General features: G+C 47.1%; 25 protein-coding genes. 4 read left to right on the top strand and 21 right to left on the bottom strand.

Features of this window, described 5'->3' with window-relative positions; genetic code table 11:
• Positions 1-45: 45 nt before the first annotated feature.
• Positions 46-1,128, bottom strand: coding sequence for a lactonase family protein (locus tag AAIH57_RS01795; RefSeq protein ID WP_175396208.1), 1,083 nt, complete (start codon positions 1,126-1,128; stop codon positions 46-48).
• 215 nt (positions 1,129-1,343) lie between these two features.
• Here AAIH57_RS01795 and AAIH57_RS01790 point away from each other — a divergent pair, with 215 nt between their 5' ends.
• Positions 1,344-2,273: an AEC family transporter gene (locus tag AAIH57_RS01790; protein WP_430020335.1), complete on the top strand. Its 930-nt coding sequence runs from the start codon at positions 1,344-1,346 to the stop codon at positions 2,271-2,273.
• Here AAIH57_RS01790 and AAIH57_RS01785 read toward each other — a convergent pair.
• The 5 genes from AAIH57_RS01785 to AAIH57_RS01765 all read right to left on the bottom strand — a co-directional run bounded on the left by AAIH57_RS01785 (position 2,251) and on the right by AAIH57_RS01765 (position 6,336).
• On the bottom strand, positions 2,251-2,841 hold the full coding sequence (locus AAIH57_RS01785) for a DUF2062 domain-containing protein (RefSeq protein ID WP_175396206.1): 591 nt from the start codon (positions 2,839-2,841) through the stop codon (positions 2,251-2,253). The genes AAIH57_RS01790 and AAIH57_RS01785 overlap by 23 nt on opposite strands.
• A gap of 55 nt (positions 2,842-2,896) precedes the next feature.
• Positions 2,897-3,355, bottom strand: coding sequence for an OsmC family protein (locus AAIH57_RS01780; protein ID WP_175396205.1), 459 nt, complete (start codon positions 3,353-3,355; stop codon positions 2,897-2,899).
• A 21-nt stretch (positions 3,356-3,376) separates the two neighbouring features.
• Positions 3,377-4,144 (bottom strand): DeoR/GlpR family DNA-binding transcription regulator, encoded by a 768-nt coding sequence (locus AAIH57_RS01775; RefSeq protein ID WP_430020334.1) that lies wholly within the window; start codon positions 4,142-4,144, stop codon positions 3,377-3,379.
• A 148-nt stretch (positions 4,145-4,292) separates the two neighbouring features.
• Positions 4,293-5,423 (bottom strand): NADH-dependent flavin oxidoreductase, encoded by a 1,131-nt coding sequence (locus AAIH57_RS01770; RefSeq protein ID WP_430020333.1) that lies wholly within the window; start codon positions 5,421-5,423, stop codon positions 4,293-4,295.
• Positions 5,424-5,658: 235 nt separating this feature from the next.
• Complete coding sequence (locus AAIH57_RS01765; protein WP_175396202.1) at positions 5,659-6,336, bottom strand: SOS response-associated peptidase; 678 nt, start codon at positions 6,334-6,336, stop codon at positions 5,659-5,661.
• Between the two features lie 322 nt (positions 6,337-6,658).
• Between AAIH57_RS01765 and AAIH57_RS01760 the strand changes: the two genes are divergently transcribed.
• Complete coding sequence (locus tag AAIH57_RS01760) at positions 6,659-8,656, top strand: beta-galactosidase (protein WP_430020332.1); 1,998 nt, start codon at positions 6,659-6,661, stop codon at positions 8,654-8,656.
• A gap of 115 nt (positions 8,657-8,771) precedes the next feature.
• Here the strand turns inward: AAIH57_RS01760 and AAIH57_RS01755 are convergent, their stop codons facing one another.
• From AAIH57_RS01755 to AAIH57_RS01735, 5 genes are all read right to left on the bottom strand, one after another.
• Complete coding sequence (locus AAIH57_RS01755; RefSeq protein ID WP_430021307.1) at positions 8,772-9,113, bottom strand: ABC transporter substrate-binding protein; 342 nt, start codon at positions 9,111-9,113, stop codon at positions 8,772-8,774.
• On the bottom strand, positions 9,026-10,684 hold the full coding sequence (locus tag AAIH57_RS01750) for an AraC family transcriptional regulator (RefSeq protein ID WP_430020331.1): 1,659 nt from the start codon (positions 10,682-10,684) through the stop codon (positions 9,026-9,028). The genes AAIH57_RS01755 and AAIH57_RS01750 overlap by 88 nt, the downstream gene beginning before the upstream one ends.
• 212 nt (positions 10,685-10,896) lie before the next feature.
• Complete coding sequence (locus tag AAIH57_RS01745) at positions 10,897-13,443, bottom strand: beta-mannosidase (protein ID WP_430020330.1); 2,547 nt, start codon at positions 13,441-13,443, stop codon at positions 10,897-10,899.
• Positions 13,444-13,650: 207 nt separating this feature from the next.
• Positions 13,651-14,691 (bottom strand): LacI family DNA-binding transcriptional regulator, encoded by a 1,041-nt coding sequence (locus AAIH57_RS01740; protein ID WP_175396198.1) that lies wholly within the window; start codon positions 14,689-14,691, stop codon positions 13,651-13,653.
• A gap of 188 nt (positions 14,692-14,879) precedes the next feature.
• Complete coding sequence (locus tag AAIH57_RS01735) at positions 14,880-15,827, bottom strand: DMT family transporter (RefSeq protein WP_430020329.1); 948 nt, start codon at positions 15,825-15,827, stop codon at positions 14,880-14,882.
• 163 nt (positions 15,828-15,990) lie between these two features.
• On the opposite strand from AAIH57_RS01735, the gene AAIH57_RS01730 reads away from it, so the two are divergent.
• Positions 15,991-16,866, top strand: coding sequence for a LysR family transcriptional regulator (locus tag AAIH57_RS01730; RefSeq protein WP_430020328.1), 876 nt, complete (start codon positions 15,991-15,993; stop codon positions 16,864-16,866).
• Between the two features lie 171 nt (positions 16,867-17,037).
• On the opposite strand, the gene AAIH57_RS01725 is transcribed toward AAIH57_RS01730, so the two are convergent.
• The 7 genes from AAIH57_RS01725 to AAIH57_RS01695 all read right to left on the bottom strand — a co-directional run bounded on the left by AAIH57_RS01725 (position 17,038) and on the right by AAIH57_RS01695 (position 22,197).
• Positions 17,038-17,241 (bottom strand): OadG family protein, encoded by a 204-nt coding sequence (locus tag AAIH57_RS01725; RefSeq protein WP_430020327.1) that lies wholly within the window; start codon positions 17,239-17,241, stop codon positions 17,038-17,040.
• A gap of 50 nt (positions 17,242-17,291) precedes the next feature.
• Positions 17,292-17,774, bottom strand: a complete 483-nt coding sequence (locus AAIH57_RS01720; RefSeq protein ID WP_430020326.1) for a tetratricopeptide repeat protein — start codon at positions 17,772-17,774, stop codon at positions 17,292-17,294.
• Positions 17,775-17,959: 185 nt separating this feature from the next.
• A complete protein-coding gene (gene cyoE, locus AAIH57_RS01715) occupies positions 17,960-18,817 on the bottom strand; it encodes a heme o synthase (RefSeq protein WP_430020325.1) in 858 nt (285 codons plus the stop codon).
• A 147-nt stretch (positions 18,818-18,964) separates the two neighbouring features.
• A complete protein-coding gene (locus tag AAIH57_RS01710; RefSeq protein WP_175396193.1) occupies positions 18,965-19,531 on the bottom strand; it encodes a hypothetical protein in 567 nt (188 codons plus the stop codon).
• Between the two features lie 240 nt (positions 19,532-19,771).
• The gene (locus AAIH57_RS01705) at positions 19,772-20,116 is read right to left on the bottom strand and encodes a DUF3243 domain-containing protein (RefSeq protein ID WP_175396192.1); all 345 of its coding nucleotides are present in this window, start codon (positions 20,114-20,116) and stop codon (positions 19,772-19,774) included.
• An 87-nt stretch (positions 20,117-20,203) separates the two neighbouring features.
• Positions 20,204-20,755, bottom strand: a complete 552-nt coding sequence (locus AAIH57_RS01700; protein ID WP_430020324.1) for an MFS transporter — start codon at positions 20,753-20,755, stop codon at positions 20,204-20,206.
• Complete coding sequence (locus tag AAIH57_RS01695) at positions 20,752-22,197, bottom strand: FAD-binding oxidoreductase (RefSeq protein ID WP_430020323.1); 1,446 nt, start codon at positions 22,195-22,197, stop codon at positions 20,752-20,754. Before AAIH57_RS01695 ends, AAIH57_RS01700 begins: the two co-directional genes overlap by 4 nt.
• Before the next feature lie 124 nt (positions 22,198-22,321).
• Here AAIH57_RS01695 and AAIH57_RS01690 point away from each other — a divergent pair, with 124 nt between their 5' ends.
• Positions 22,322-22,513, top strand: a complete 192-nt coding sequence (locus AAIH57_RS01690; protein ID WP_175396189.1) for a hypothetical protein — start codon at positions 22,322-22,324, stop codon at positions 22,511-22,513.
• Positions 22,514-22,621: 108 nt separating this feature from the next.
• On the opposite strand, the gene AAIH57_RS01685 is transcribed toward AAIH57_RS01690, so the two are convergent.
• From AAIH57_RS01685 to AAIH57_RS01675, 3 genes are all read right to left on the bottom strand, one after another.
• Positions 22,622-23,551, bottom strand: a complete 930-nt coding sequence (locus tag AAIH57_RS01685) for an NAD(P)/FAD-dependent oxidoreductase (protein ID WP_430020322.1) — start codon at positions 23,549-23,551, stop codon at positions 22,622-22,624.
• Positions 23,552-23,728: 177 nt separating this feature from the next.
• Complete coding sequence (locus AAIH57_RS01680; RefSeq protein ID WP_430020321.1) at positions 23,729-25,360, bottom strand: S-layer homology domain-containing protein; 1,632 nt, start codon at positions 25,358-25,360, stop codon at positions 23,729-23,731.
• Positions 25,361-25,463: 103 nt separating this feature from the next.
• On the bottom strand, positions 25,464-26,066 hold the full coding sequence (locus AAIH57_RS01675; protein ID WP_175396187.1) for a nitroreductase family protein: 603 nt from the start codon (positions 26,064-26,066) through the stop codon (positions 25,464-25,466).
• Positions 26,067-26,125: the final 59 nt, after the last annotated feature.

The following is a 26,125-nucleotide window of genomic DNA, read 5'->3' as shown; positions in this document are numbered from 1 at the left end:
GTCTTGTTTCATTTATTTAGGGTATGCTCAACTGAACATTGCGATTTAGAAGTAAACGGGTTTCACACATACCGGCTTGGATACACCAGTACTATGACCTGTGTATTTCAAACGTCCGCTCTCCTGATCCACCGTAAATGTAACCATGTTGTTGGTGTCGCGGTTGGCAGCGATAAGCAGTTTACCATTCGGTGTCAATGCAAAATGACGTGGATGCTCACCTTCGGCCGAGACATGCTCAACGAGTTTCAGGTGACCTGTTTCAGCGTCTGCTGCAAAAACAACGATGCTATCATGTCCACGGTTTGAACCGTAAACGAAACGACCGTCATTGGATACTGTAATTTCAGCCGTTGTATTTTCAGTGCCATCATAACCATCCGGCAATGTCGACACGGTGGATATTTCAGTCAACGTGCCTGCAGCTGCATCGTAACGGAAAGACGTAATGGAAGAATCCACTTCGTTGATAACATAAGCGAATTGACCATTCGGATGGAACGCCAGGTGACGCGGACCTGCTCCTGGATGGGTTTTCGTTTCGCTGTGCAGTACGAGCTCATTCTTGTCTGCATCAATGGAGTAGATGGCAATCTTGTCCGCACCCAGATCCTGTACCATCATGTATTTGCCATCCGGGCTGAAGAATGCGGAGTGAACATGAGGCTTGTCCTGACGCTCCGGATGAGCTCCTTTACCTTCATGTTTCTTCTCATCCAGAAGAGCTCCGACTTCACCGTTGTCTGTCAACGATTGCAGACCGACCAGTCCACCGTGGTAGCTGGAAAGGATCAGGTAACGTCCGGAAGGATCACGCTGGATATGACATGGTGGAGCCGAGATGGAATTGCTGCGATTCAGCATGGACAGTTTTCCAGTGGAAGGATCAATGTTCAGAGCAACCGCCTCGGACATTTTGTTTCCCTCTGGAGATACGGCTTCCCCAATTGCATACAGTTTGTTGCTATCGGCATTCACGTTGACAAACGTTGGGTTTTTCACGCCCGAGATGCCATCCAGCTTACTGAGGCTGCCTGTATCCTCATTCAATTCATATGCGTAAATGCCCTCATTTTCCGCTTCGGCATAAGAGCCGACCAATACGAGCAAGCGTTTCGATTCACTCATTACAGTTTCCTCCTCTATGTGTATGTAGTCTAGTTGCACCTCTTCTATAATAAATCTGCCATATCAAAATAGCAATCCGCCGTCTGTTTACGTGACCTGCATTAACCTGTTTGTTGTGCAATTATTCTGGGATATCATCCCAATATCCATTCACGACAGGGGACAACTTCTGCTATGATTAGAAAGGTTTTTCATCATGAAAGGACTGAATTCGGTTGCTTCAATCATTTTTGCTTACGTTATATCATGTTTTTCTGCCCATATCGCTGCCCGTCATTGGAGGCATACTGCTAAAGCGGTTCAGAAATTGGGATACTCGCTCACTCTCCACCTTCTCCCTTTATATTCTGAGCCCTGCCCTTATCTTTGATACACTGCTGCATGCCGAAATTACCTGGACGGACGTCACAGGCACCTTTTGGTTTTCCATCATTAATCTGATCGCCCTATGGGCGCTTGCCGAGCTGTTGAGCCGAATTTTCCACTTGGGCGCAAGCGAAAAAGCGGGACTTACCCTTGTCTCCACCTTTACCAACTGTGTGAATTACGGACTCCCGCTTGTATTGCTTGCCTTTGGACAACTTGGATTGGACAAGGCCTCGGTCTATGTGATCGGGCAGATGATTATTGTGAATACCGTAGGAATTTTCTTTGCGGCCCGATCGGAATTCACGGTCAAACATGCCATTCTGTCCGTTTTCCGCATGCCTTCCATCTATGCTGCAGCCATTGCCATTGTTCTGCGTTCAACTGGCATAAGTCTGCCTGATGCACTGGATGGAGGTATTGCCATGCTGGCTGCAGGTTACTCCCCCGTTGTTCTGGCCATTCTGGGTGCACAGATGCTAAGACCTCGCGGTTCCGCGGATCCTTGGCAGCCCAATGTGCGCCGTGCCTTCTGGACTGGACTTGTGGTTCGTCTCGCCGCTGCGCCGGTCCTATCTTACCTGATTCTGACCGCACTTCAGGTTGAAGGCATCCTATTCAGTGTTCTGCTGATCCTGGCATCCATGCCAACAGCAGTAAACGCCGTTATTTTGGCTGAACAATTCAATGCATCTCCGCAATTTGTGTCCCGCTGCATTCTATGGACCACCGCTGCTTCCATGATCATTCTGCCGGTTATGATTGTGATGTCTTCCTGATCAGTACGGATGTCGGTCCAGGGGACATCGCCGCCAGACGGCGTTTCTCCAGCCGGCGTTCATAACGGCGTTGAATTGCTCTTACATAGAAGAATTTGACCACAAAGTAAGAAATCACACCCAGGATCACGCCAAAGACAGACATGCCTGCCAGGATATCAAGCCCACCCAGCAAAAGTTCACTCAAGGCGGACCAGTTGCCACGAAACAGTTCCATGAATGCACTTTCGTGGACAGGTCCCTGTCCCATGCTGTGTGCTGGCAAAATCCATGATCCAATCTGCTTGGCTAGGGGCATCAGCAGGATCGGAAGAAACGTCAATTTCCCGATCACATTGCCCACAATGGCTGCCGGCAGCGAGCCGCCAGACAAACGGACAATGGGGTAAAACACGAGATAGATCAGCGATGCCGTGGAGATCACGATTAACTCCAGACCAAAACCGATCGCAAATCCGGTGGATACTTTGTGCGCCCCTCCGGGGGCACGTAACAATTTGAGAAAATTCAGCTTCATCGCACGTGTTAAACGCGCAAATCGGTTGGGTTTGCTTTTCTGTGAATTCATACCGAACTTCCCCTTATTTTAAACAAATGACGGCTTAAGCCGCCTCTTCTTCATATTAGACTGCGTTAATGTCAGCTGTTACAATGACAGGCTGAGTTTCAATCTTCACATTCCCTGCGACCGCTCTCGAGATCATACAGGATTCTTCAGCCTTATGTGCAAGTCGATCCGCCTTGGCGAATTCGGCTTCCGTTGCATCCGCCTGGAGCACAATACGAGGTCTATGCACAATTCGTTCGTACGTAAATATGTTATTGGTCACATCCACCGTTGCTTCCGACTCCAGTGTCAGTTCATTCGGTGTAATATCCGAACGTTCCAGCATGGCTGCCAGTGTGATCAGGTAACAGGTGGATGCGGCACCGAGCAGCATTTCATCAGGATTCGTGCCTGTACCTGGGCCGCCCATCTCCTGCGGTATGGATATAACCGATTTTAATCCTCCGGCATCGATTGTTCCCTCACTGTTACGTCCACCATTCCATACGGCTTTCAGATGAAAAGGATGTTTCATTTCACTCATTCCTTTCTATAACTACACTCGTTTACAAGGTATGGATTGTTCGCTCAGTTCGCTAACGAGTTCTTCGTTCAGCCCCAGATCAGTGATGACTTTGGCCACACTGCTGAGTTCTGCGACTCTTGTAAAAGCCTGTATATTGAACTTGCTCGAATCCGCGAGCAAAATAACTTCATCCGCAATGCTGATCATCTTCTGTTTCACCAAAGCTTGTGATTCGTTCGATTCACTAATGCCTCTGGTCAAGTGCACACCTTTGCAGGACAAAAATACCTTGTCCACATGGTAAGCATCGAGAGAACGTTCAGCGAGCGGGCCCACAAAAGACAAAGACTTGGAAGCAAGCTGTCCACCCGTAGCAATAACCCTGATCTGTTCCTTGCTGCTCAGCTCGGCCGCTACTTTGATGGAGTTGGTCAGTACAGTAAGCTGAATATTCGGCAGTCCTGCCGCCATATACCATGCTGTTGTGCTCGCATCCAGTGCGATCCGGTCGCCTGGCTCTACCAGCTTGATCGCCTCTTCAGCAATTCTGCGTTTCTCTTCAGCATGAGTTACCGCACGTTCGGGATAGGGGATTTCCGGCTGTCCCTCATCCTTGTATTTTACACTGACTGCGCCTCCGTGCGACCTTCTAAGCCTGCCGGCCTGCTCCAACTTGTCCAGATCACGGCGAATCGTCTCTTCCGTTACCCCGCAACGCTCACTAAGCTCGGTTACACGCATGCTTCCCTGCGCATCCACCCATTCCACAATTTTCTCATAACGTTCAGCCACGAGCATTATTCATTCACTCCAAACCGTTGATATCCCAAGATGAATCCTGTATATCCCATCATACCACAGTGCTACCTCAAGGAGAATTTTATCGGGACGGAGAATGTGCAAAAAGAGGGAGCTTATGCTCCCTCCATTCCATGCTTGAGAAGTATTATTTATCGTCTGCCAAAGGGAACCAGCCCGGCGTGTGGATAATCGCATTCCACAGCCCGTCAGGGATGACCAGACGCTCCTGATCCGCTTTGGTCAAAACGGTTTCGATATCCTCTTCGCGTCCGCTTTCGATTTTCTCCACCCAGTCCGGTTCGATAATCAGCTCACGTCCGATGGCAAGCAATGGCACACCGCTTTGAAGAGCTTCCGCTGCCTCGTCCGCCGTATGGATTGAACCTACACCGATCACTGGCAACTTGCCGCCTACACGGTCAAGGATGAATTCCATTCTGGAGCGATTGCCAGCCTCGCCGCGACGCGGCTTGGACCAGAACTCGTTAAGGGACACGTGCAAGTAATCCAGATTTTTTTCTTTCAGCGCGTCAATGAGGGCGTAGGTCTCTTCCATGGTCAACCCCGGTGTTTCCGGTTCTTCAGGAGAGAAACGGTACCCGACAATAAACGGAAGTTTGGTATGTTTTGCTACAACCTTCTGCACTTCATCCACAACGGCCAGCGGGAATGTCAGGCGTTTCTCAATGCTGCCACCCCAGCGGTCTTCACGGCGATTGGAATGCGGGGAGAAGAACTGCTGGATCAAGTACCCATTCGCACCATGGATCTCAACACCGTCGAATCCGGCTTCGATGGCGCGACGTGTCGCTTCACCGAAATCGTTGATGATGGACGTAATTTCTTCGTCAGACAGCTCTCTCGGTACAGGAGAACCTGGACGCTCACTGGCAACAGCGCTTGGTGCCACCACTTGACCAGCTGGTACAGCTTGTTCCGGAGTGAGACGTCCGGCATGGAAGATTTGAAGGACTGCTTTGGAACCTTGCTGCTTGATTGTTTCAGCCAGGCGTTTCAGGCCGGGAACGAAGCTATCGTCATAAGCGGCAAATTGCGCCGGAAATCCGATACCGTTTGGTGTAACATACGTTACTGCAGTCACGGACATACCTGCACCACCGGTGCGACGTGCGTAATATGCCAGTTCTGCATCCGATACGGTACCGTCAGGATTGGAGGACATATGGGTCATAGGAGCGAGTACGATCCGGTTCTTGAGACTGATGCCGCTCGGTAGTGAAACTTGTTCAAACATCGGGCTGTATTTTGGATTCATTCGTGGTTTCCTCCTGATTATAATATCTCTTTAAATAGATATATGAATACGTATTTCGATTACTGTAACCATTATAGTTACTATTACTCCATATTTCAACTTTTCATTTCAATCTGTTTTTAAACGATCTTATTCTTCATTTATTAAACACATTCACCCTCCACCAAGTTCAAAACAAAAAGGGCGAAGTGTCTCACTACACTCCACCCTATGGAAACCCATCTCCAGCATACGATTAGAAATTGCGCACATATGCGAGCTTCAGGTCCATCTCTTCCACACATTCATAACAATCATGTTCATCGTTGGCTACCATCGGTGTCACCGGATACAGATTCATATCGGTCGTGTTGTACGATTTCAGAAGAGGCAGTAACTGAGTCACTCTTGTATTGGCCGGATCCAGCCATGTGTTAATTTCTTCTTCCGACAGGATCGCCGGCATTTTGCTGCCGAATTCGCGAGTTACCATGTTTGCCCCTGTCATCAGCATCGTGCAGGTGCGCAGCGGCTGCTTGCGAGTGTCTTTCCATATTTCATATAATCCCGCAATGCCGAACAATCCACGGTCAGGCATCACGACGCGCACTGCATAACTTTTTTTGCCTTCCTGGCGCCAGTAGTACAATCCATTGCACGGAATAACGCAGCGTTTCGTTTCCACCAGCTTGTAGTAGGACGGATTCTCATGCACTGTCATAAGATTGGCGTTCACGGCATCGCGGCCCCAGAACGGGATAAACCCCCACCGAAACTCGTCCAGTACCCGCTCCCCATCTTGATGCAAAATAATAGGTGTATGCTGGGTTGGACTGATATTGTAACGGTTCTTATAGTAATACATCACGCGTTCAATCTTGAAATGATCCCTCACCTCATCCAAATCAGCTGCCAATGAAAAACGGTTGCACATGCTCAGGCACTTCCCTTCCCTGTGTGAATTTGAATGTATTGTTTGTTATTACAGGGAAATTATGCATAGAAACATTCAATTTAAAAATATGCAACCAGAACGTACCACCCGGCAGATGCAAGATAGCATGCTGAATCATGTACTTTATATAAATAGCAAAATCGTGCTAAATCATTGCAACATGATGTTATATTCTGCTGAAAATATCCATTATACAATGAGTTTGATACACATCACATTTATAAGATTATGATGATGTGCATGTTTAAGGCATATGACACATGTTCAGTATGCTATTTCACTGATAAAGGAGCTCATTCATATGAAATTAAGTCGTCCCGTTCAGATGGGCGTTGATTATTATCCCGAACATTGGGACCCTGCGTTATGGGAACAGGATGCCCGTTTGATGGCTGATAGTGGAGTACGAATTGTACGTGTGGGTGAATTCGCTTGGAGCCGCATGGAGCCTGCTGATGGTCAGTTTGACTGGGAATGGCTTGATCATGCCCTGGATACGCTCCACAGGAATGGATTAGAGATTATAATCGGAACACCTACCATGACACCGCCGCGCTGGCTCACCGAAAAATGTCCAGACATCCTGCCTGTACTTCCAAGTGGTCAACGATATCATGAAGGTGTCCGAGGACACCGCTGTTATAATAGTCCCAGTATGAGAACGTACAGCGCGCGTATTGTACAGAAACTGTCTGAACGTTATGCCAAACATCCTGGCGTCATTGGCTGGCAAACGGATAATGAATTCAGCTTCACCGATTGCCAGTGTGCTGCCTGTGAAGAAGCTTTTCGAGAATGGGTTCGCACGCGCTATTCCACGCTGGAACAGGTTAACCAGTTATGGGGCACTGTTGTGTGGAGTGGGGAGTACAGTGACTGGGAACAGATTACGCCACCTTATGGAGGTTCCACATTCCAGAACCCTTCTTATCTGCTGGACTATTCCCGTTTTCAGTCCGATTCCATCGTTGCATTTCAGCAGATTCAAGTGGAGATCATTCGCAGCAATTGTCCTGACCATGTGATCACCCATAATTTCCATAGCTACCCGCAAAAGGCAGATCAATATAAGATTGCAAAAGAACTGGACTTCGCTTCCTTCGATTATTATCCGAATCCATCACCAAACAAAACCGATACGTCACCTTACAGCGGCGCCCTGTCTCTGGATCTGACCCGTGGCATCAAACGTCGCAATTTCTGGATTATGGAACAGCTAAGCGGTCCACCGGGGTGCTGGTTTCCAATGTGGCGCACTCCGCGTCCAGGTTTTCTGCGGGCCCACTCATGGCAGACCATAGCTCGCGGAGCGGATGCGGTTGTGCATTTCCGCTGGCGGAGTGCAACGGTAGGGGCGGAACAATTTTGGCATGGCCTAATAGACCACAGCAACGTTCCAGGCCGTCGGTTTAAGGAATTCCAGCAGCTGTGCAATGAGGTGAACAGACTTGGCGAGCGCCTTCAAGGATCTACATTACGCAATGAAGTCGCTATCTTGCATTCGCATGAGCAGTTATACGCCCTGCATATTCAACCGCAGTCAGAGGGATTGGACTACTACGAAAACATAAAGGTTTGGCATCGTGCTTTGACCAAATCAGGAATCAGTTCGGATGTCATCCACTCTTCCGAAGCTCTCAATGGATACAAAATCATTATTGCCCCTCATCTGTACCTCCTGGACGAGGACACAGCAGAACGGCTGCAGGCTTTTGCAGCTGCAGGAGGAACCCTGATTCTAACACATCGTTCCGGTGTTAAGGATGATCATAATGTCTGTGTGATGGCTCCGCTTCCGGGTTTGTTGTCCGCTTGTTCCGGTGTTAGAGTGACCGAATATGATCCAGTGGGCGGCGACACCATTATGATTCGGGATGATCAGGGCAATTCATATGCCGCATCCCAGTGGGCAGATGTACTTGAACTGGACACTGCACAACCTGTCGCTGTGTATGCGGATCAATTTTATGCGGAAAGTGCAGCTGTTACGCGAAATCATTGGGGTGAGGGTGAAGTCTATTACATTGGCACCCAGCCGGAAGAGGCTTATCTGCGCAAGCTGGTGCGAACCATCGGGGACCAACTTCAACTTGCGGGAATTGAAGCTTTGCCTGACGGAGTACAGATTACCACCCGGACCGGTTCGAATGGATCATTTCGTTTTATTCTGAACTTGAGTCCTGAACCTGTCTCCATTCAGTTGAACGCCTCATATACAAGTGCGCTGGACGGGACAGCAAGAGGTCCACATTTGCAACTCGATGGCTACGATGTTGAGATTGTCGAGATCAAAGCGTAAGAAGCATCCCGTTTTCCGAAAAACGTGATCAAAAAAAGGCCCGCTGTGCATGTGAAAGGCACTCGGGCCTTTAATCGTGGGGTTACAACCACTAGCTCACATATCAATTCTCCCTTCATTTGGATGTGGTATTCAGCTCAATGATCCAGTCAGCCAGGTCCTGTGTCTGCTTGAGCAAAGCGATCGGATCACGGAACCAGGATTCTTCCTCCGTCCATATGTATACCTTATTGTTCTTGATCGCAGGCAATGAACCCCATACCGGGTCAGCCTGAAGCTCTTCCAGCTGTGCAGAGCTGGTCAAAACCATATAATCTCCGGCGTACTTGGATAGCAGTTCTATGGAGAATTCATGATACGCCCCCTGCATCAACTCGGAAGGGACAGTTTTTGGAGCTTGTAGTCCAAGCAGCTCGTAGAGGTTACGTCCTCCTCGTCCAGACTGTTCTCCAAAAATGAAGACCTGACGATCATATGCATGACCGAGAAGGTAGCATCGGCTGGAACTACGTCATGCACATCCTGTCTGATTTTCGCAATCTCTTCATCGAAATCAGACAGCCACTTTTTGGCTTCGGCTTCTTTGCCAAGCACGTTAGCGAAGTAATTCACCTCATCTTTTAGTGTTGGAAAGGTGATGGATGCGATCGAAACTGTCGGTGCAATCTTGCTGTATTTTTCATAAGCCGCCTTGTCCGGATTTAATGTAATAATAAGATCGGGTTCCAGTGCCATTAATTGTTCAATCGAATCGCCAATTGTTTCAACCCCGTCCAATTTTCCTTCCAGATAAGGACTATTCATCAGAAATTGCCCTCCACCAATCGGCCTCACACCTAGAGCAAGAACGGTTCCCAAATAATCCATTGCCGCTACTCGCTGCGGGTGCGTGGGAATCTCGACATCGCCAAATGCAGTTGTTACGATTTTTGTTTCTGCAGCAGCCGTTTGTTCAGGTTCAGCCACGGCATCGGATGACACTGCGTTCTGCCCTGCTGTTCCACATGCACTCATTGTGAAAACCAACACAAGCGAGATTAATGCTGCTTTTAGATTGTTAAACATTTTTAATTCCTCTTCTCCCGTATATTGATAATGATTATCATCATCAATTACAGGATACCTCCCAGACGGTCCCGTTACAATGGATTCCTTTGTTTCCTTTCCTGTACTTTTTGAAACTTTCTTCAATGAATTACGATGTTTCAAGCGAAATTGTCCTGGCGTTGTCCCCAGTTCTTTCTTAAATACCCTGTTGAAATAAAAGGGATCGGGATAACCCACATAAGCAGCAATTTCATTCAAAGTCGCTTCTGACGTAGTGAGCAGCAGACGAGCTTCATTCATTCGCATGCGAATCATATATTCTGTCGGTGTAACTCCCGTCTGTTCTTTGAATTTGCGTGAAAGATACTGTGGACTATAATTCAAAGACTCCGCCAGCGACTCTAGGGAAATGGGTTCCCGAAAATGGTTTGTAAGATATCGCAGGACATATTCGCTAAGTGAAGGCAATTGTTCTGTACCCTGCATCTGCACTCGCTGCCGTAACACCAGTTGTACCAGTTGAAAAAAGCGTGCTTTTACCTGGAGTTTATTCAGAGAACCCTGTTCGGTCCAGCAATGATGAATTTCGAGAACGAGCTCACGCAATTCAAGCGGATTGTCCGGCTCGGCTGCCCAGCTTTGCTCAAAAGGATTGCTATCTATCAGCATTATCCGATACTCTCGCAATACGTTTGCAGGTAACGTTGATTTGTAGAAAATCAGATACGCTTCCATGGCTCCGTTGCCACTGGCTTCAACCGTCAAACAGCAACCTTTCCCTCCATGCAATAAAAGAAACCTGCTCGTTGTCCAAACTTCCTGATCCAGCCACAGTTGTCCCCGACCCGTTACAAACACAAACGCACTGGTAGGTAAAACATAGTTCCTCAATTCCTCGCTATCCTGAATATTCATAAACCGAACATCCAAAACTCGTACCTGAACTTGATCCCATAACTGAATATGATCATGAATACTCATGTTGATTTCCTCTCCCGTTTATATGTGTTAGCCAATAAACAATCTAGTGAGCCCTCACAAATGATAATGATTATCAATTATAGCGAATCTGTCCGATTCTTAGAAGCACAAGTCTTTTAAACATGAAAAAATAAAAAAACCGCTGTCTCCCTACAAAGGGAGAATCAACGGTTTGAATATAAAATGACTCTCTTTTAACCTGATAATCGGAATTATAATTTGATAAAATCAGCCATCGAACGAACCTGAATTGCACCCGTTTCCGAAGCTGCGCCAGCATTCTGCAATCCTTCTCTGGATGTGAACTGGACCTTCACCGGAATGCCTGGAATGAGATCGAAGAAGTTATCCGAGAACACGCCTTCTGCCTCTGACGAAATCCATACCTGTTTAGCAAGAACATCGCTTTCGAGCACCAGATATACGCCATCATTCTCCTGGACCTCAGTCACCTGGATTGCAGCCTTCTTCAAGCCAATATCCTTCGACGGTGCAAAATAGTGCTCCTGCACGATGTCTGCATGCCCATCCTGCTTCAGATCCAATCGCAACAGCGTTGTTGCTGCATCATGACCTTGCAACCAGTCGGACGATTTCAAGGACAGAACCAGTTTACCGGAATTGGATTCCAGTGCGACTGCATGCTCTTCCTCTCGATATACCGTACCATCGAATCCGATCAGGCGTACCTGCAATCGGCCCTCAACGGGTTGCAACTGATCCGAGATCAGATAAATATCTGTCGCATCTTCCTTCGTACCATCTACAGAGATCAGCACATCACTAAAACTGCGTTTGGCGTAATATTGCAATGCCTTCCAGTTACCGAAGTAGTCCATGCCTGCCCAGGAAGCGACCGGCCAGCAATCATTCATCTGCCAGTAGAGCGTCCCCATACAGAACGGTTTGCGGCGGCGATGTGCCTCAATGGCTGTTTTCATGGCTTCTGCCTGAAGTACCTGACTCATGTACAGGAAGGATGGGAAATCCTTCGGTTCATGCATGTACATATCCATGTACTGCTTGATCAGGCGGTTACCTGCTCCATTCTTTTGGTGTGCCAGCATAACTTCGGATTCCAGTGCCAAATCTTCTTCCTCGGCGTACTTGCGAACGGATTTGTATTCAGGGAAAGACTGAAAGCCGTATTCACTCATGAACCGTCCAACGTGAACGTTGTAGTTTTCAAAAGGTTCGACGCTGTGCCACACGCCCCAGTAGTGAATATCCCCTTCTGCTGTCGATGGGTGAGCATGCTGCTTCTCATCACCTGTCAGCGATACCAGAGGCGAAGAAGGCCAGTAATCCACACCTGGCGCATAAGCTTCAACCACTTCCGGAAGCAGCTCGTGGAAAATGGCTTCATAATCTGCCCAGATCTTCTCGCGTTGTTCAGCGTTATAATCTTTTTTCCAGCCCCAACCGCCATCCTCGATGTAATGGGCCCATGCAGAATCGATTTCGTTGTTTCCGCACCACAGTACGATACTCGGATGATTGCGCAGTCGTTTAACATTATCAATGGCTTCATGTTTCACACTGTTCAGGAACGCTTCATCGCCCGGATACATGCTGCAGGCAAACATAAAGTCCTGCCATACCAGCAAGCCATACTCATCGCACAATTCATAGAATACGTCTTCTTCATAGATCCCGCCGCCCCATACACGCAGCATGTTCATGTTGGACTCGGCTGCGGAAACAATCTCATGCCGATAACGCTCAGCTGTAATTTCGGTGATAAAGCTGTCGTTCGGAATATGATTGGCGCCTTTCGCAAAGACAGCTACCCCGTTTAATTCGAAATAGAAGGAAGCTCCAGCTTCATCTTTGTCCCGAACCAGACGTATGGATCTAAGTCCTGTTTTTACCGTTGAATCAGCTACAACCTGCTCCCCTTGCAGAACTTCTGTTACGAAAGAGTACATGTGCGGATCACCAAGTCCCCGGCTCCACCACAGCTTCGGTGCGTCGATGGCAATGGGGATCTCTATCGTTTGTACACCTGATTGCAAGGCTGCAGTCTGCTCCCATGTCTGACCGTCCGTACCGATCCGAATCACCGTTTCAATCGGGCTCGCCGTCTCTACTTCTACGATCGCTGTCAGTGAAGCCACGGAAGCGGTTACTTCATTTTGCCGGATAAATACATCATTGATTTTCACTTCAGACCAGCCTTCCAGACGTGCTTCACGCCAGATGCCGCTTGTCACGAAGCGAGGACCCCAATCCCAACCATAGTGATATGGTGCTTTTCGGGCAAAAATACTTACTCTTTTGTCGCCAAGTCCACCAACGTCAGATTGATCATTGGATGCAGGCAGTGCATAGCCGAGCTTCTCCAGCTTAGGCAGATCTTCCTGAATCGGGGACCGAAAACGGATTCGCAGTACGTTATCATTGCTCTTCACAATCGACTTTACATCCACGCTCCACACTCTGAACATATTGTCAGCAGATAAAACATGCTGTTCATTCACATAAACATCTGCATACGTATCGAGACCTTCAAAAACTATCTGCAAATGTTCCTGGGACAGCAAATCCTCGTTCACATCAAATTCTGTACGGTATTCCCAATCCTTCTTATCAATCCACTGAACCTCTTTTTCGTTAGTTCCATAAAACGGGTCCGGAATCTTGTCCAGTTTCAGCAGATCCGTATGAACACAGCCGGGTACCTGAGCCGGCATCCATTCCTGATCCTCACAAGCCTTGAATGTCCAGTTCTGAAAAATCTGTGATTGTATTTTACTCATAACAGCCTCCGTTTATCGATGAAGTGATTTTGAAGTGAAACGACATTTGTTAGGTTTTGTTATTATAAAATTGAATAACTCACAAAACAAAATTAACATGATAAGCCTGTATCAGTCAATCTGTTTTGCAAAATAAAAAGCAAATAACAAAACAAAAAAAAGGACATGAGCTTCACTACACTCATGTCTCTTCCATTCCTCGATATATTATTCACCTTCAAGCTGCTCCCGCACAGCATTATATTCATCACGAACAACCAGTTCAGAGTAGATCAACTTGCGTTCATAAGGTTCATCTGGATGATCCATACGCCATAATAATTGATCTACCGCCCTTATGCCGAGGTTCTCCTTATTAATATGAACCGTGGCAAGAATGGGCTCGTCCATACTGGTGTTATCAAACCCGGTTACCGCACAGCGTTCAGGCACCGAAACGCCCCTGTTTTGCAATGCGCGCAGTACATTAACAGCTGTGTGATCATTGGCACAGACAATGACTTCAGGAATATCGGCTATCGGCATCTCAATAATGGCCTTCTGAATAAGCCGCAGATCCGGGCCCAACAATTCCGCTTGTTGTGTCCCCAGCAGCTGCATTTCTTCAAGTACCGACCGGTACCCCAGCCATCGCTCCCTGAAGCTCGCAGCATCAGGTAATTGGCCGGCAAACTGGAACCGTCTGTACCCCTTGCCTACGAGCATCAGCACCAGTTCTTTCATACACTTCATGTTGTCTGTAAAAACGGTATCCCCGTGAATGGCCGGGTCTTCGTGATCGACCATCACAAGCGGAATTTGAAGCCTGTAAATCTCAAGCAAAATGGGCGTTGAGATGGAGCCCACTGTTATAATTCCACTAATCGCTTCAGGATTGAGGACAGAGAACATCCGGTCCGAAGACGGCTCGGTCAACGTTAATATATCCATGCCCTGTTCATTAAGTCGTGCAGAAATGCCATCAAATACTGGCCCCCAATACAGCGAAGAGCGATTCTGGGACCGAATGTTGGGAAACAAAATCAAAATCGTGCCTGTATGTGATTGTTTATTGACACGTTCAGGCTGCGGCTCCACAGAATAACGTTTCGGTTCAGCCTTGAAATACCCAAGTTGTCCGGCCGTTCTCACAATCATATCCCGGGTTTGTTCACTCACTCCCGGTTTTCCCGTCAAAGCACGGGAGACTGCGAATTTCGACACGCCCGCAGCATCAGCGATTTGCTGCATGGTTACTTTTTTGCCCATACGACTCACCCGTTCTCCCTTAAATTACATCCAGTGTAGCATAAAAAACAGAAATCAACAAAACAAGTTGTCATTTTTGTTTTGTTTGTTAGCCCACTTTGATGGTTATTTACACATAATGTGCTATAAAAAAGAGTTTGGCCCCTCTTCAAGAAAGAGAGGTCCAAACTCTTTTGATTTCCGCTGATTTATACCCCGGTAGCCCCTTGTTCTCCAAGCTCTGTGGATAACGTTGCCCGCTTTCTGCGCCAAAACCTGACGTCCCATGATTTGATCTCCGTAATTAATACGCCTATCAACATCAACGCGGCTCCAGTGTATCCTTGCAGCGTTAGTGATTCGCCCTGGAAGCTGAATGCGAATGCAGCCGCGAACAAAGGTTCCAGAGAGAAAATAAGACTGGTCCGGGTTGGCGACGCATGCCGCTGAGCCAGCGTCTGCAGGATGTAGCCAAGGCCACTGCACAACACGCCCAGTCCAAGAATAGCGACCCAGGATTCAGGGCTATTCGGCATGCGAGGGCTTTCGAACAGGAATGTAGCTCCGATCCCCCAGAGGGCTGCCACACCAAGCTGGATGGTACCAAGCGTTAAGGGATCATGTTTGGGAATGTATTTTCCAGCGATTAGAATATAAATGGCATACGTTAGAGCCGCCAAAATACACAGTACATCCCCGGTATGCAGGCTTAGTTCATGCTGAAGCGTAAGCAGGCCAAGTCCAGCAACGGCCACAATAATGCTAATCATCAACCGGGTATCCGGCATACGTCTATGTAAGATTGTACTCAGAATTGGGACAAAGATTACAGCCAAACTAATCAGGAACCCTGCCTGCGAAGTTGTCGTCCGCTGTACTCCATAGGTGATCAACACAAAAGCTGCAAATAATGCCGTTCCCATAATCGTGCCCGCTCCGAGTGCCTTCAGGTCCATCCGGAACAGTCTGCGATGGAAAATGACCGCTGCCGCAATAAAAGCAATACTGAAGCGGAAAGCGACCAGATTGAGTTCCTGCAAGGATTCCAGACCCGACTTCATAAACAAATAGGAGGAGCCCCAAATAACCGTTGCGAGCAGCATCTGCAGATCTGCTCTTCTTGTAACATTCACTTGTTTTCCACTTGCTTTACCCACGCTACTTCAACCTTCATTCTATGTAATGTTCTCTGCTGAGTCCGTACAAACCAACTCGCCTTGGCAAGTATAAACGATCTCTTTGCATTATAAAAATGAATATTTATAATAGTTAATATGAAATAAATTCATGTATTTATCGTCGGAAGGAACGGATTGAAATATGTCATTAGTCAAGTATGAGATTTTGAACGCAGTCGTGGAATATGGGAGTCTCACCAAGGCAGCTGAAGCACTGAATATTACTCAGTCTGCTGTCAGTCACGCTATTGCCAGTCTGGAGACGGATTGTGGATTCTCATTGTTGAATCGAGGTCGCTCAGGCGTACATGTTACCGCTGAGGGGGAGCGAATTCTGGGCTACACCCGAGAAATTTTGCGCTGGAACGAACTTATGAATCAGGAAATATCCTTAATTCGGGGAGCTGAGGTGGGAACAGTACGAATAGGAACCTTTGCCAGTGTCTCGACCCAATGGCTGCCTGGGATACTGAAGCAGTTTCGCCTGCGCCATCCTGGAATTGAGATCAAACTGTGGGAAGGCGACTACGCTGAAATTGAAGCCTGGCTGGCAGGAGGAGCCATTGATCTCGGTTTTTTATCCCTTGGCGATGCTTCGCCTTTTGAAAATATCCCTTTGCAAAAAGACAGGATGATGTGCATCCTGCCCCAAGATCATCCGCTTGCAGAAGAGACGTCTGTAACGTTTGAAGTCCTGCTGGAACAGCCTTTTATTCTTCCCCGTTGGGGCGGTGATAATGAAATTGAACGTTTGATTCGCCAGCATGCTGCCAAGCTGAATGTGGTTTATGAGGTTGCTGAGGATCAGGCCATTATGGCCATGGTCCGGAACGGACTCGGTATTAGCCTCCTGCCGGAGATGGTTCTACAAGGCCATACAGCTGAGCTTGCTCTTGTTCCGCTCCATGGAGATCCTTATCGCACCATAGGCCTGGCCTGTCCTTCCCTTGCCAATCTGTCTCCAGCCACCCGCCGGTTTATTGAAGCCGTTCAGGAATGGCTGGCTCCTACCCGTTAGTCTGCGAAAAGATGTTTTAAATAACGCTCAGGATTATTCAACAAAGTCTCGCGTAATTTGTACATGTGACGTATCTTCAACCTTTACTTTGCTTATATGTTCTTCTGTAAAATGATAGATGGTCTCACCCGGATATGCCATTAGAATAGGGAAGTGAACCTCCCCCAAACTTTAACTGCCGTTACTTACAAATTGTACAACGCCAATGCATATCATGAGTATAAAAAGGACTGCCAACACAACACCAAAGCCAATCAGAAACCGAGCTGCAGGTGAGCGTCGATCGCCCTGCAGACTGCCTGCCAACAGATCCAGCTTCTGTTCAAGCCGTTCAACCCTTTCCTTCACCTGTTCCAGTTCATTATTGGAGTTCATGATATCATCCTCTCATCCTAATTTGAGGCACCCGTCTCAAAACGATATGTCTAGTTCCACACCCGATCCAATTGATCCGAATAAAAGCGGATCGCCCTGCTGTATTCGTTGATTCCCTCATCACCTGATGTATCTGCCAGCTGTACGAGCAACCGTTTCATGGCTTCCGCATGCTCTCCCAAATTGTAGAGTACCATTGCATAGAACACTTCCAATTCCCGATGCTCCGGAAATTCTTTAATCCCCTTTTCTAACCATATCTTTGCCTGCTCATACTGCCCCAGAGTCCGGTACGTGCTGCCGAGTCCAAGTATGGCACCCGCTCTGTCTTCCCCAGTCAATCCTTGACGGAGAGCTGCCTCGTAGTATGGCACTGCTTCCCTTTCCAATCCAAGTGAATCGTGTGTCCAGGCCAGCTGGTACGAGACAAGCGCATTATCCGGCTCGTTCTCAGCCATTTCCTGCAATAACACAATAGCTTCCTGCATTTTCCCTTCTTGTCTCAGGAGGATCGCCTGCTCCAGATGACTCATTAATCTGCACCCTCTTCCGGTATCTTTTCCATTAATAGAAAACATCTGTTAAGTATAGCAAAAAAACACCTCAGGTCCTATACGGGTGACATTCAGCTTGTCCACACGCCGTTCCATAAGATGTTTGTTTTGATATGCCATAATGACGATTTAATGTTTGCTTGCACGGTCAGCACAAGACCGTATTATGCCCAGGTCGTATTTGCAACCATTAGGATAAATATAAGCATTAGATAATTAACCGAGATCAAAAAGTTGACTTTGGCCCATTTCTCGTCATCCGTTGCTTTGAGTCCACTGAGCGTATGGATGAACCAAATCAGCCCACCAGTCAGCGACACCAGTAAAAAGACAAGTCCAACATAGTCATAGTAGTACAACAGCCAAACAGCAGGGAGCAGTAAGAAAACATAAGGCACCATCTGATACTTGGTCCGTTTAATCCCTTTTACCACAGGCAAAAGCGGAAAACCGGCTGCACGATATTCCTCTACCCGGCGGATGCCAAGTGACCAGAAGTGAGGTGGCTGCCATAAAAATAACAGCGCGAACAGCAACCATGCACCCATATCGATCTGATTCGTGACCGCACAGTAACCGATGACGGGCGGCATCGCACCTGCTATTCCTCCGAGAGAGGTACTCCACGTGGAACTGCGCTTCAGCCACATCGTGTAAATGACGATATAAGCAAACCACCCGAGAAGTGAAAGCCAGCCTGAGAGGGGATTCACCCAAACGTATAACACGATAAACCCGGCAACCCCCAGAATGATACCATACCAGAGAACAAAGCCAGGACGAAGATGGTTAATGTACTCAATCCGTTTTTTGGTCCGTTCCATCTTCTGATCCAATTCACGATCCCAGTAATTGTTGATGACACAAGCGGATGCAATGACCAGAGTTGACCCGATAATGACCAGCAGCAGGGATAACCACGAGATATCCCATTTTGAAGCAACCCAGAATCCTACTGCAACCGCAAACACATTAAGCCGCAGAAGTCTAGGCTTCGTTAATGCAATCATGTCTTTAAGCATGAGGAGCCTCCTGAACTATGTAAAAACACCATTCCAATAATGATACATGTACCTACAATGAATTACAATCTTCTTTCACATTTTGTCATAATCAAAAAGCATTCCCCACCGTTCTGACGAACAGGAAGAATGCTTGAGAATCTATGTTTAAGGTATATATTGCTGCACGATTTTTGTGATTTTTCCGTCTTGCACAGTAAGGTGATAAGGAAAAACCGACAGATCCAAAATGGCTTTGTTCTCATATAACGATTCAAATTTGCTGAGAGCAATCCGCTCATTCCATTGGATGGTTGTACCTTGTACCGTTCCATCTCGATCATATAGCTGCATCAGCACTTCGGCATCTGCGCTAACTTCAACCTTTTCCTGCTCCTTGCTATCATTGATAATATAGTAACCATCCGGAGCACCATCTATACCTGAATCAGGGTTACGCTGCTCGAATACTTTATCCGCTTCTTCTCCCTGATACCATCCGATCTTGTCCAAAACCAAATACAGTTTGCCATTCTCCTGCTGCAGCTCATCCACGTAGGCTGTATACATTTCTGAATTGACTGCCTGAGTTTCTTTGGCTGAAACTTGTGAGGAACTGCTACTTTCCTCGGCATTCGCCGGTGTAAGCAAATATGTAGTAAGCACAATGATACCCAACAATAGCGTAACGGTACCCAGCATCTTTAATTTCCATTGTTTCGCCGCGTTCTTCATAGGCAGCATCTCTCCTTATATGAACGTTACTATTCCTTAACCGGAAGGGTTTTGCTTTAAACGTTCATTTGAATATTCGTTTCAACTTTTACTATATACATCATATCTCTTTACATTCCATTAAAAGTATCAGCCAGATGAAAAATAGTTACAATTCACGTTACTAATATCTCAGAAAATGCCACCATCAAAAAGGGAACCTCAAATGCAGTGCATTTAAGGTCCCCTACAGATTTAATCTCAATGCGTGTGTTGGGCAAGACGTACCAGCATATGGGCCAGCATGTGTCGTTCTTCTTCCTTCCCCACATTCCAAAGCTCCTGCAGCAACTTCTCTTCACGGTTGCGAGGCTCTTCTTTGGCAGCCAGATAATCAGCTACCTTCTCGGCAATCTTGGCCATTTGTTCCTCACCTAGGCCAATGGATTCACCCATAGCAATACGTTTTCCGAGATATTCCTTGAAGGCATCAAAATTTTGCAAAATTTGTTCCCGCTCTTCCGGTGCGATTTTGTCTATGGCGTTCTCTACCTTCTCCGTTGCTACTTGACCATCCTTATGGATCACATGATTGTTTTCATTCATTATAAATTCCTCCTTTAGCGTTATGATTTGACTCTTCATCTATAATATAAACTTCTCGCCGAAGATTAATCAGTCCATTTCTATCCTTCACCTATGATCCTTGACCGGCAGTTGAATGGACCTCCACACAGCCAAGCTTCCCCACACATACAGCACGGCGCTCAAATAAAATAAAACATCAATCGTCAACCAGTCGATCAGCAGCCCCCCGATGATGACAGCGAAACCCGAAGCAGCAGACGTCCAGAAATGATAATTGCCAATCGCCTTGCCTCGCTTCCCTGGTTCAGTGAAATCTGCAAGCAGTACCCGTTCACTCATCCGCTGCATCGCATTGCACAACCCCATAATCATCTGCAGCAGCAATACCCATATGTATGTAGTAATCCAAGGGAAAGCAATCATCGTTCCGGCCATACCCAGTGAGCTCAAAATAAGCCACTGCCGTGCATAGCTGTCCATCCTGGGGGCCAGCCACTGTGAAGCTGCTGCAGAACTGATTGTAAAAACGGCAAAGGCAAGACCATATTTGGAGAAACTGTTACCGAGATTTTTGAGAAACAACAAATAATAGGGATAAATCATGCCTGAAGCTAAGGTGACCATGCTTTGTGAGCGGACCAACCATTTCATATTCATTTACCGTCCCCCCCGTATTGCTCCATAAAGTAATTCATAAATACATGTTCGGGATCATAATGCTCTTTTGCTGCAAAAAATTCGTTCTTACGAGCGTAAGCTTGCTCAAACTGTTCTGCCGTGGCATATCCCTCATAGGGCAAATAATAGGTACCGTTCAAGCGGATAACCGTATCTATAATCCTTTGCAAACTCGCCTTGAATTTCTTTTGTTCTTCGTCCGACAGTGAAGCATGGAACAGACATACCAGTCCGAACATGTCCTGTGTCGCATATGAAAGTACAGCTTCTTCATCTTTTTTCACATAACGCACCGTAATATTTAACAGATCCAGCTTCTCTTGTGAGACGATCTCTTCCATCTCCTCAACAAATGCAGGAAACGCATCAACAGGGATAAAATATTCCTGCAGCAAATCATTGGCACCCGGCTGGTGGTATTCCATAAATGCGGATGGAGACGCCATGGCATTATTCCGGCTAATTCTCGTACCAGCCTGAGAATCGAAATATCGCTGCTGCAGCTCCCAAAACCACTCTCTACCCCACCCCGTTCCGCGATTAAGGTTAAACAAGATCTTGGCAGGCAGCACGCCCTGCTCACGTAAAGCCAGATCATTATAATCCTGGAGAGAGGCGTCCGAATCGATGGCATAATTCAGCGCATACATGTCGCTAAAATATCCTTTTCCAGGTTGAAGTGAAAGACGAGCTAGGTGCATCCGTACATTGGGATTGCGAAGCACATCCTTTTGAAAATACGTTGGATAATCCTTCGCTTCCATTCGTTCTACTTCAAGTCGGTACAATTCATCTTCCGTTAACGAAAGCGTAACATCCAGAATCAGGCCAAAGAGACCATATCCACCTAAAACCAAAGGAAAAAGTTCTGAATTGGACGTACGACTCACTTCCCGAATCTGTCCATCTGCGGTCAAAAGACGAAAAGATTCCACACTCTGAATCAGCGATCCGTTGCGAAGCTCCCTCCCGTGGGCATTTACACTAATAGATCCCCCGACGGTAAAAATATTTTGAGACTGTATATTTTTGAGGGACAGCCCATAAGGGTTTATTGCACGTTGCACGTCAGCCCAGGTAGCCCCTGCCTGAACAGTTATCTTTTTTGCTTCCGGTTGGACATCCAGTATTTGGTTATAGGAAGTCATATCAATTACGATACCATCTCGGTAATAGGTATGGCCGCCCTGACTGTGACGTTGTCCCGCAATGGACACGGTCAAATGATGGTCTTTGGCATCCTTCAGCAGTTCCTCGAGTTGCTGTTCCTGATGTCCCTGCACGACTCGTTCCACTTTTACCGGGTGTAGACGGCTGTAGTCTGTAATTAGATATGGATTCTGATCTTCCCCTCCCGTTCTCCAATAGGTCCAGATACACAAGACGAGGAGCAGCAGGAGTACACTTGTTTTTTTGACCACCCAGCTTCCCCCTTTAGTTCAGCGTTTCAAAATGGTTTCAGCGGTTAATCGTTTACATATACATTACAACGTTTGGAGATGTTAAGGAACACTATAAATAGGAATGAATAAGGAGGCATTACTGATGAGTGATCCCAAAAACCAAAAGGCAAATAAGGAACTGGAGCCTGGTGTCAATACCGTGCTGCATCCGGACTCCAACAATCCTGGCCCTACAGATATGATTGAAGATGCCGTTGGAGAAATCATTGACAACATCACAGGACATTCCAAAAACAAAACGGCTACAAACAGTGAGAATAAACCCAACAAGTAATATTCAATCGACTTGCAAACAGTTCAAAAAGTCCTCCAGCCCCATACTGGGTCGGAGGACTTTCTGTATATCTATACGAAGGCGATCTGCTGGATCTACGTTTGTGTCTTAAAGCTGCTCCACTTCATTCTTCTTCTTCATCTTTTGCAAAGCCTTATGAATCCAGATGGCTGCGATTGAACCTTCACCCATGGCAACTGTTGCCTGCTCCGCATGGAGTCCCAAATCCCCCGCAATCCACACATTTGGGGCTGCCTGCAAACTGCGATGGTCGGCTTCCACATGTTTATTATCCGCAATGACGGCTCCAAGCTGCTCTGCGAGTTCGAAATGTACCCGATTTCCGCCAAAGGCTATGAATCCACGCTCCGACTCATAGATCTGTCCGTCTTCGGTCAGAACCCCTGTAATATGGCCATCCGCTGTTTGCTGAACTTCTTGTACCGCAGCTTCCAGATAACGCACACCGGCCTCCTTCATGCTCCGATGAAGCTCAGCCGAGATTGGTCTCTGTTCATGGTTGATGTACAAAAGATTTTTTGTACGCTCAATCAGGATCATCGCCATGTTGGCACCTGCTTCGCCTGACCCCAGCAGTATGGTACGACGATCCTGAATCTCATATCCATCACAGTCCGGGCAAACATAAACCGTTCTGCCCAACGTTGGCCTCAAGCCCGGAATTGCAGGAAAACGATCGCTAAGCCCAGTTGCCAGCAATACAGTCCGTGCCATATATTGAGCGCCAGAAGAACCAGTTAAACGAATTTGTTCTCCAAGCCGTTCTGCTTTAACAATACGGTCCTTTTCAAATAAAACTCCGGTTTTTTCGGCCTGCAATCTGCCGTTGGAACGCAATTCTTCACCTGATACGCCACCCGGAAATCCCAGAATATTATGATAGGTTCGGCACAGGGTTGACCTGCCTTCTCCAGCATCCACCACCAGCACCTGATGCGAACTGTAACGTCCCAGCTGAATGGCAGCCTGAAGTCCTGCGAGCCCGCCTCCTACGATAATGCAATCAAACTCTCGCATGTTCCTTCTCCTCCAGTCCATTCTTTTTGTCTCTGTCAGATCGGTTCCGATCCTTCTATACATTAAACCGCTCAATCAGACTCAAACGTCCTATATCTAGCTTGTACAAAAAATAAATAACCCAAACCGTCCGTCAGATTCACGGCCCGGTTTGGGTCTCTTATATCATTAAATTGATTAAAATAGGTATGATTCAAAACGGGAGGCATTGGAGATGGCATTCCATACATCTGCTGTTTCCCCGCCCATGTACCAATAAGCCAAACCTGCGATCTTCCTGTCTGTACTCATCCTCACTTTGGCAGTTAAGGAGCGGCTGTCCTCTGCCCAAATATATCTTGGCATTCCGTTACTCAAATACCCAATTACATATTGCCTCAGACTTGCATTCCATTGCCTCACGGAGCCCGCAGCTCGTGCCCGTGTTCCCTGTTCTGCCAGTGTGATATCCCAAGAGTCCGTTGCCGGACTAGCCGATGACCAGTCCCTTGTGTAGAGCGGAAGTGCCAAAATGACTTTGGCACGAACCACGTCAGAGAGCATTGTATCCAGAGCATTTTCTACCCAAGGAAGTGAAGCGACCGAACCGGCTATAGGGTCTCCGTTCCAATGTTCTTCATACCCCATCAGAACCATGTAATCGGACACTGCGCCAAGTTTGGCGTAATCGAAGGCTTCCGTCCAATCTGTGCCCAGATCAGGAGATACATCAACTGAAACAACCGTGCCAAGTGAATGGAGAGATGCAGTCAGTGAAGTTACAAATGCGGTCATGCCTTCTCGGTCTGCTGACTGCACGTTCTCAAAATCCACATTAATGCCATCCAATTTGTATTTCTTCACATATGCAGTAACCTGAGCTACGACGGAGGCTCTGTTGGCTGAACTCGATAACATCTGATGCGTCATCGCAGGATCGGAACGATTTCCCAGCAGTGGCCATACCTCTCGGTCGGTAGCTGATGCCCATGATAAGAGGGTGGCGTCCGTATGGTCCGTCACCTGCATGCTGCTGTTCAGAAAAAACCACCGGGGCACAAGTGTATTTACCTCAGATTGTTCAACCTGCTTTTTGAACTCGGCAGTGGTAGAGTCATATTGCCATCCCAGCTGTATTCCCAACGAATCAGGATTCTCAAGCTGCTCCGACCACTCTTTCTTTTGCAAAATGGCATCAAGCATCACCGCAGCTTCCTCGCGGGTTACCTGATCCTGTGGTCGGAACAAGCCATCACTTCCGCGCATCAGTCCAAGCTGATATACCTTCTGCACATAGGGCCGAGCCCATACAGAAATATCAGAAGCGTCATTATAAGTTGTAGACAGCAGCCCTGTGGATACGGAAGATTGTTTCAGCATTCTCACCAGCAGAGCAGCCGCCTCTTCCCTGGTAATCGATGCGTTCGGTTGAAATGTTCCCTGTCCTTTCCCCTCAAGAATGGAAAGATTGGTCATGGCGGCAATATTGCCATAATACCAGGCTGTTGTGCTGGTATCGTTATAGGGGCTAATATTATTTTTAACAGGCTTTAAGCCTAGCAATCTAACTGCAAAAGTTGCAAATTCGGCGCGTGTCACTGCTTTTTTCGGTTCAAACCTGGTCTCAGACGTTCCTGCAGCAATTCCTTTGTTCACCAGATGCGTTATCGCATCTTTTGCATAGCTGGAGTTAATGTCCTGGAATGGCTGTTTCACCACAGCTGCCTCCACCGGAACTGAATATCCTGCCACCAATCCAAGTGTTAATAAAGCCGCTAATAAGGTGATTCCCACCTTTAGACCAGCATGTTTCTTTATTCTATTGTTCACATCAAAAGGCCTCGCTTCATTGGAGTACGATCTACATCATCGTATCAAATTGAAGCGAGGCCGTATGTGCTTAAATGTTGGAAATCTGTTCGATGCTTTATCCTTATTTGTGTACTTTTACGCGCTCTTCAATGGACTGGAATTCTTTCTCGCCCGGCGTAGCCGTAGGTTTACCGAATGGCATCTGAGCGATCAATCTCCAGTGTTCCGGAATATTCCATTCTTGCTTCACTTTCTCGTCGATCAGCGGGTTGTAGTGCTGCAGGGAAGCTCCAAGACCTTCCTGTTCCAATGCAGTCCAGATCACGAGCTGCAGCATGCCGTTGGATTGATTGGCCCAGATTGGGAAGTTATCTGCGTAACTCGCAAAATTTTGTTGAAGCTGTGCGATGACATTGTTGTCTTCGAAGAACAGTACTGTACCATAACCGCTCCGGAATCCTGCCATTTTCTCAGCTGTGGATTTGAAAGCTTCTGCATCCCCAACCACTTCACGCAAAATTTCTTCTGTATGATTCCACAGTTTATCATGTTGTTCACCAAGCAAAACAACTGCCCGAGATGTTTGTGAGTTGAAAGAAGTTGGCGTATATTTTACGGCTTCCTCAACGATTTCCTGAATTTTAGCATCCGAAATTGTGGATTCCTTGCTGATTCCATAATAGGATCTTCTGTTTTTCAACGCTTCAAAAAACGATGTAGACATTATGATTCGCCTCCCAAATTGGTTTTATATCGTAACTCCTTCTTGCTAACATAGTAACT

Origin of the sequence: Paenibacillus sp. MABNR03 (assembly GCF_050455445.1) — a bacterium.
Taxonomy (GTDB): Bacteria; Bacillota; Bacilli; order Paenibacillales; family Paenibacillaceae; genus Paenibacillus; species Paenibacillus xylanilyticus.
Note: the sequence above shows the minus strand (reverse complement) of the source record. Positions and strands in the feature narration are given on the sequence as shown.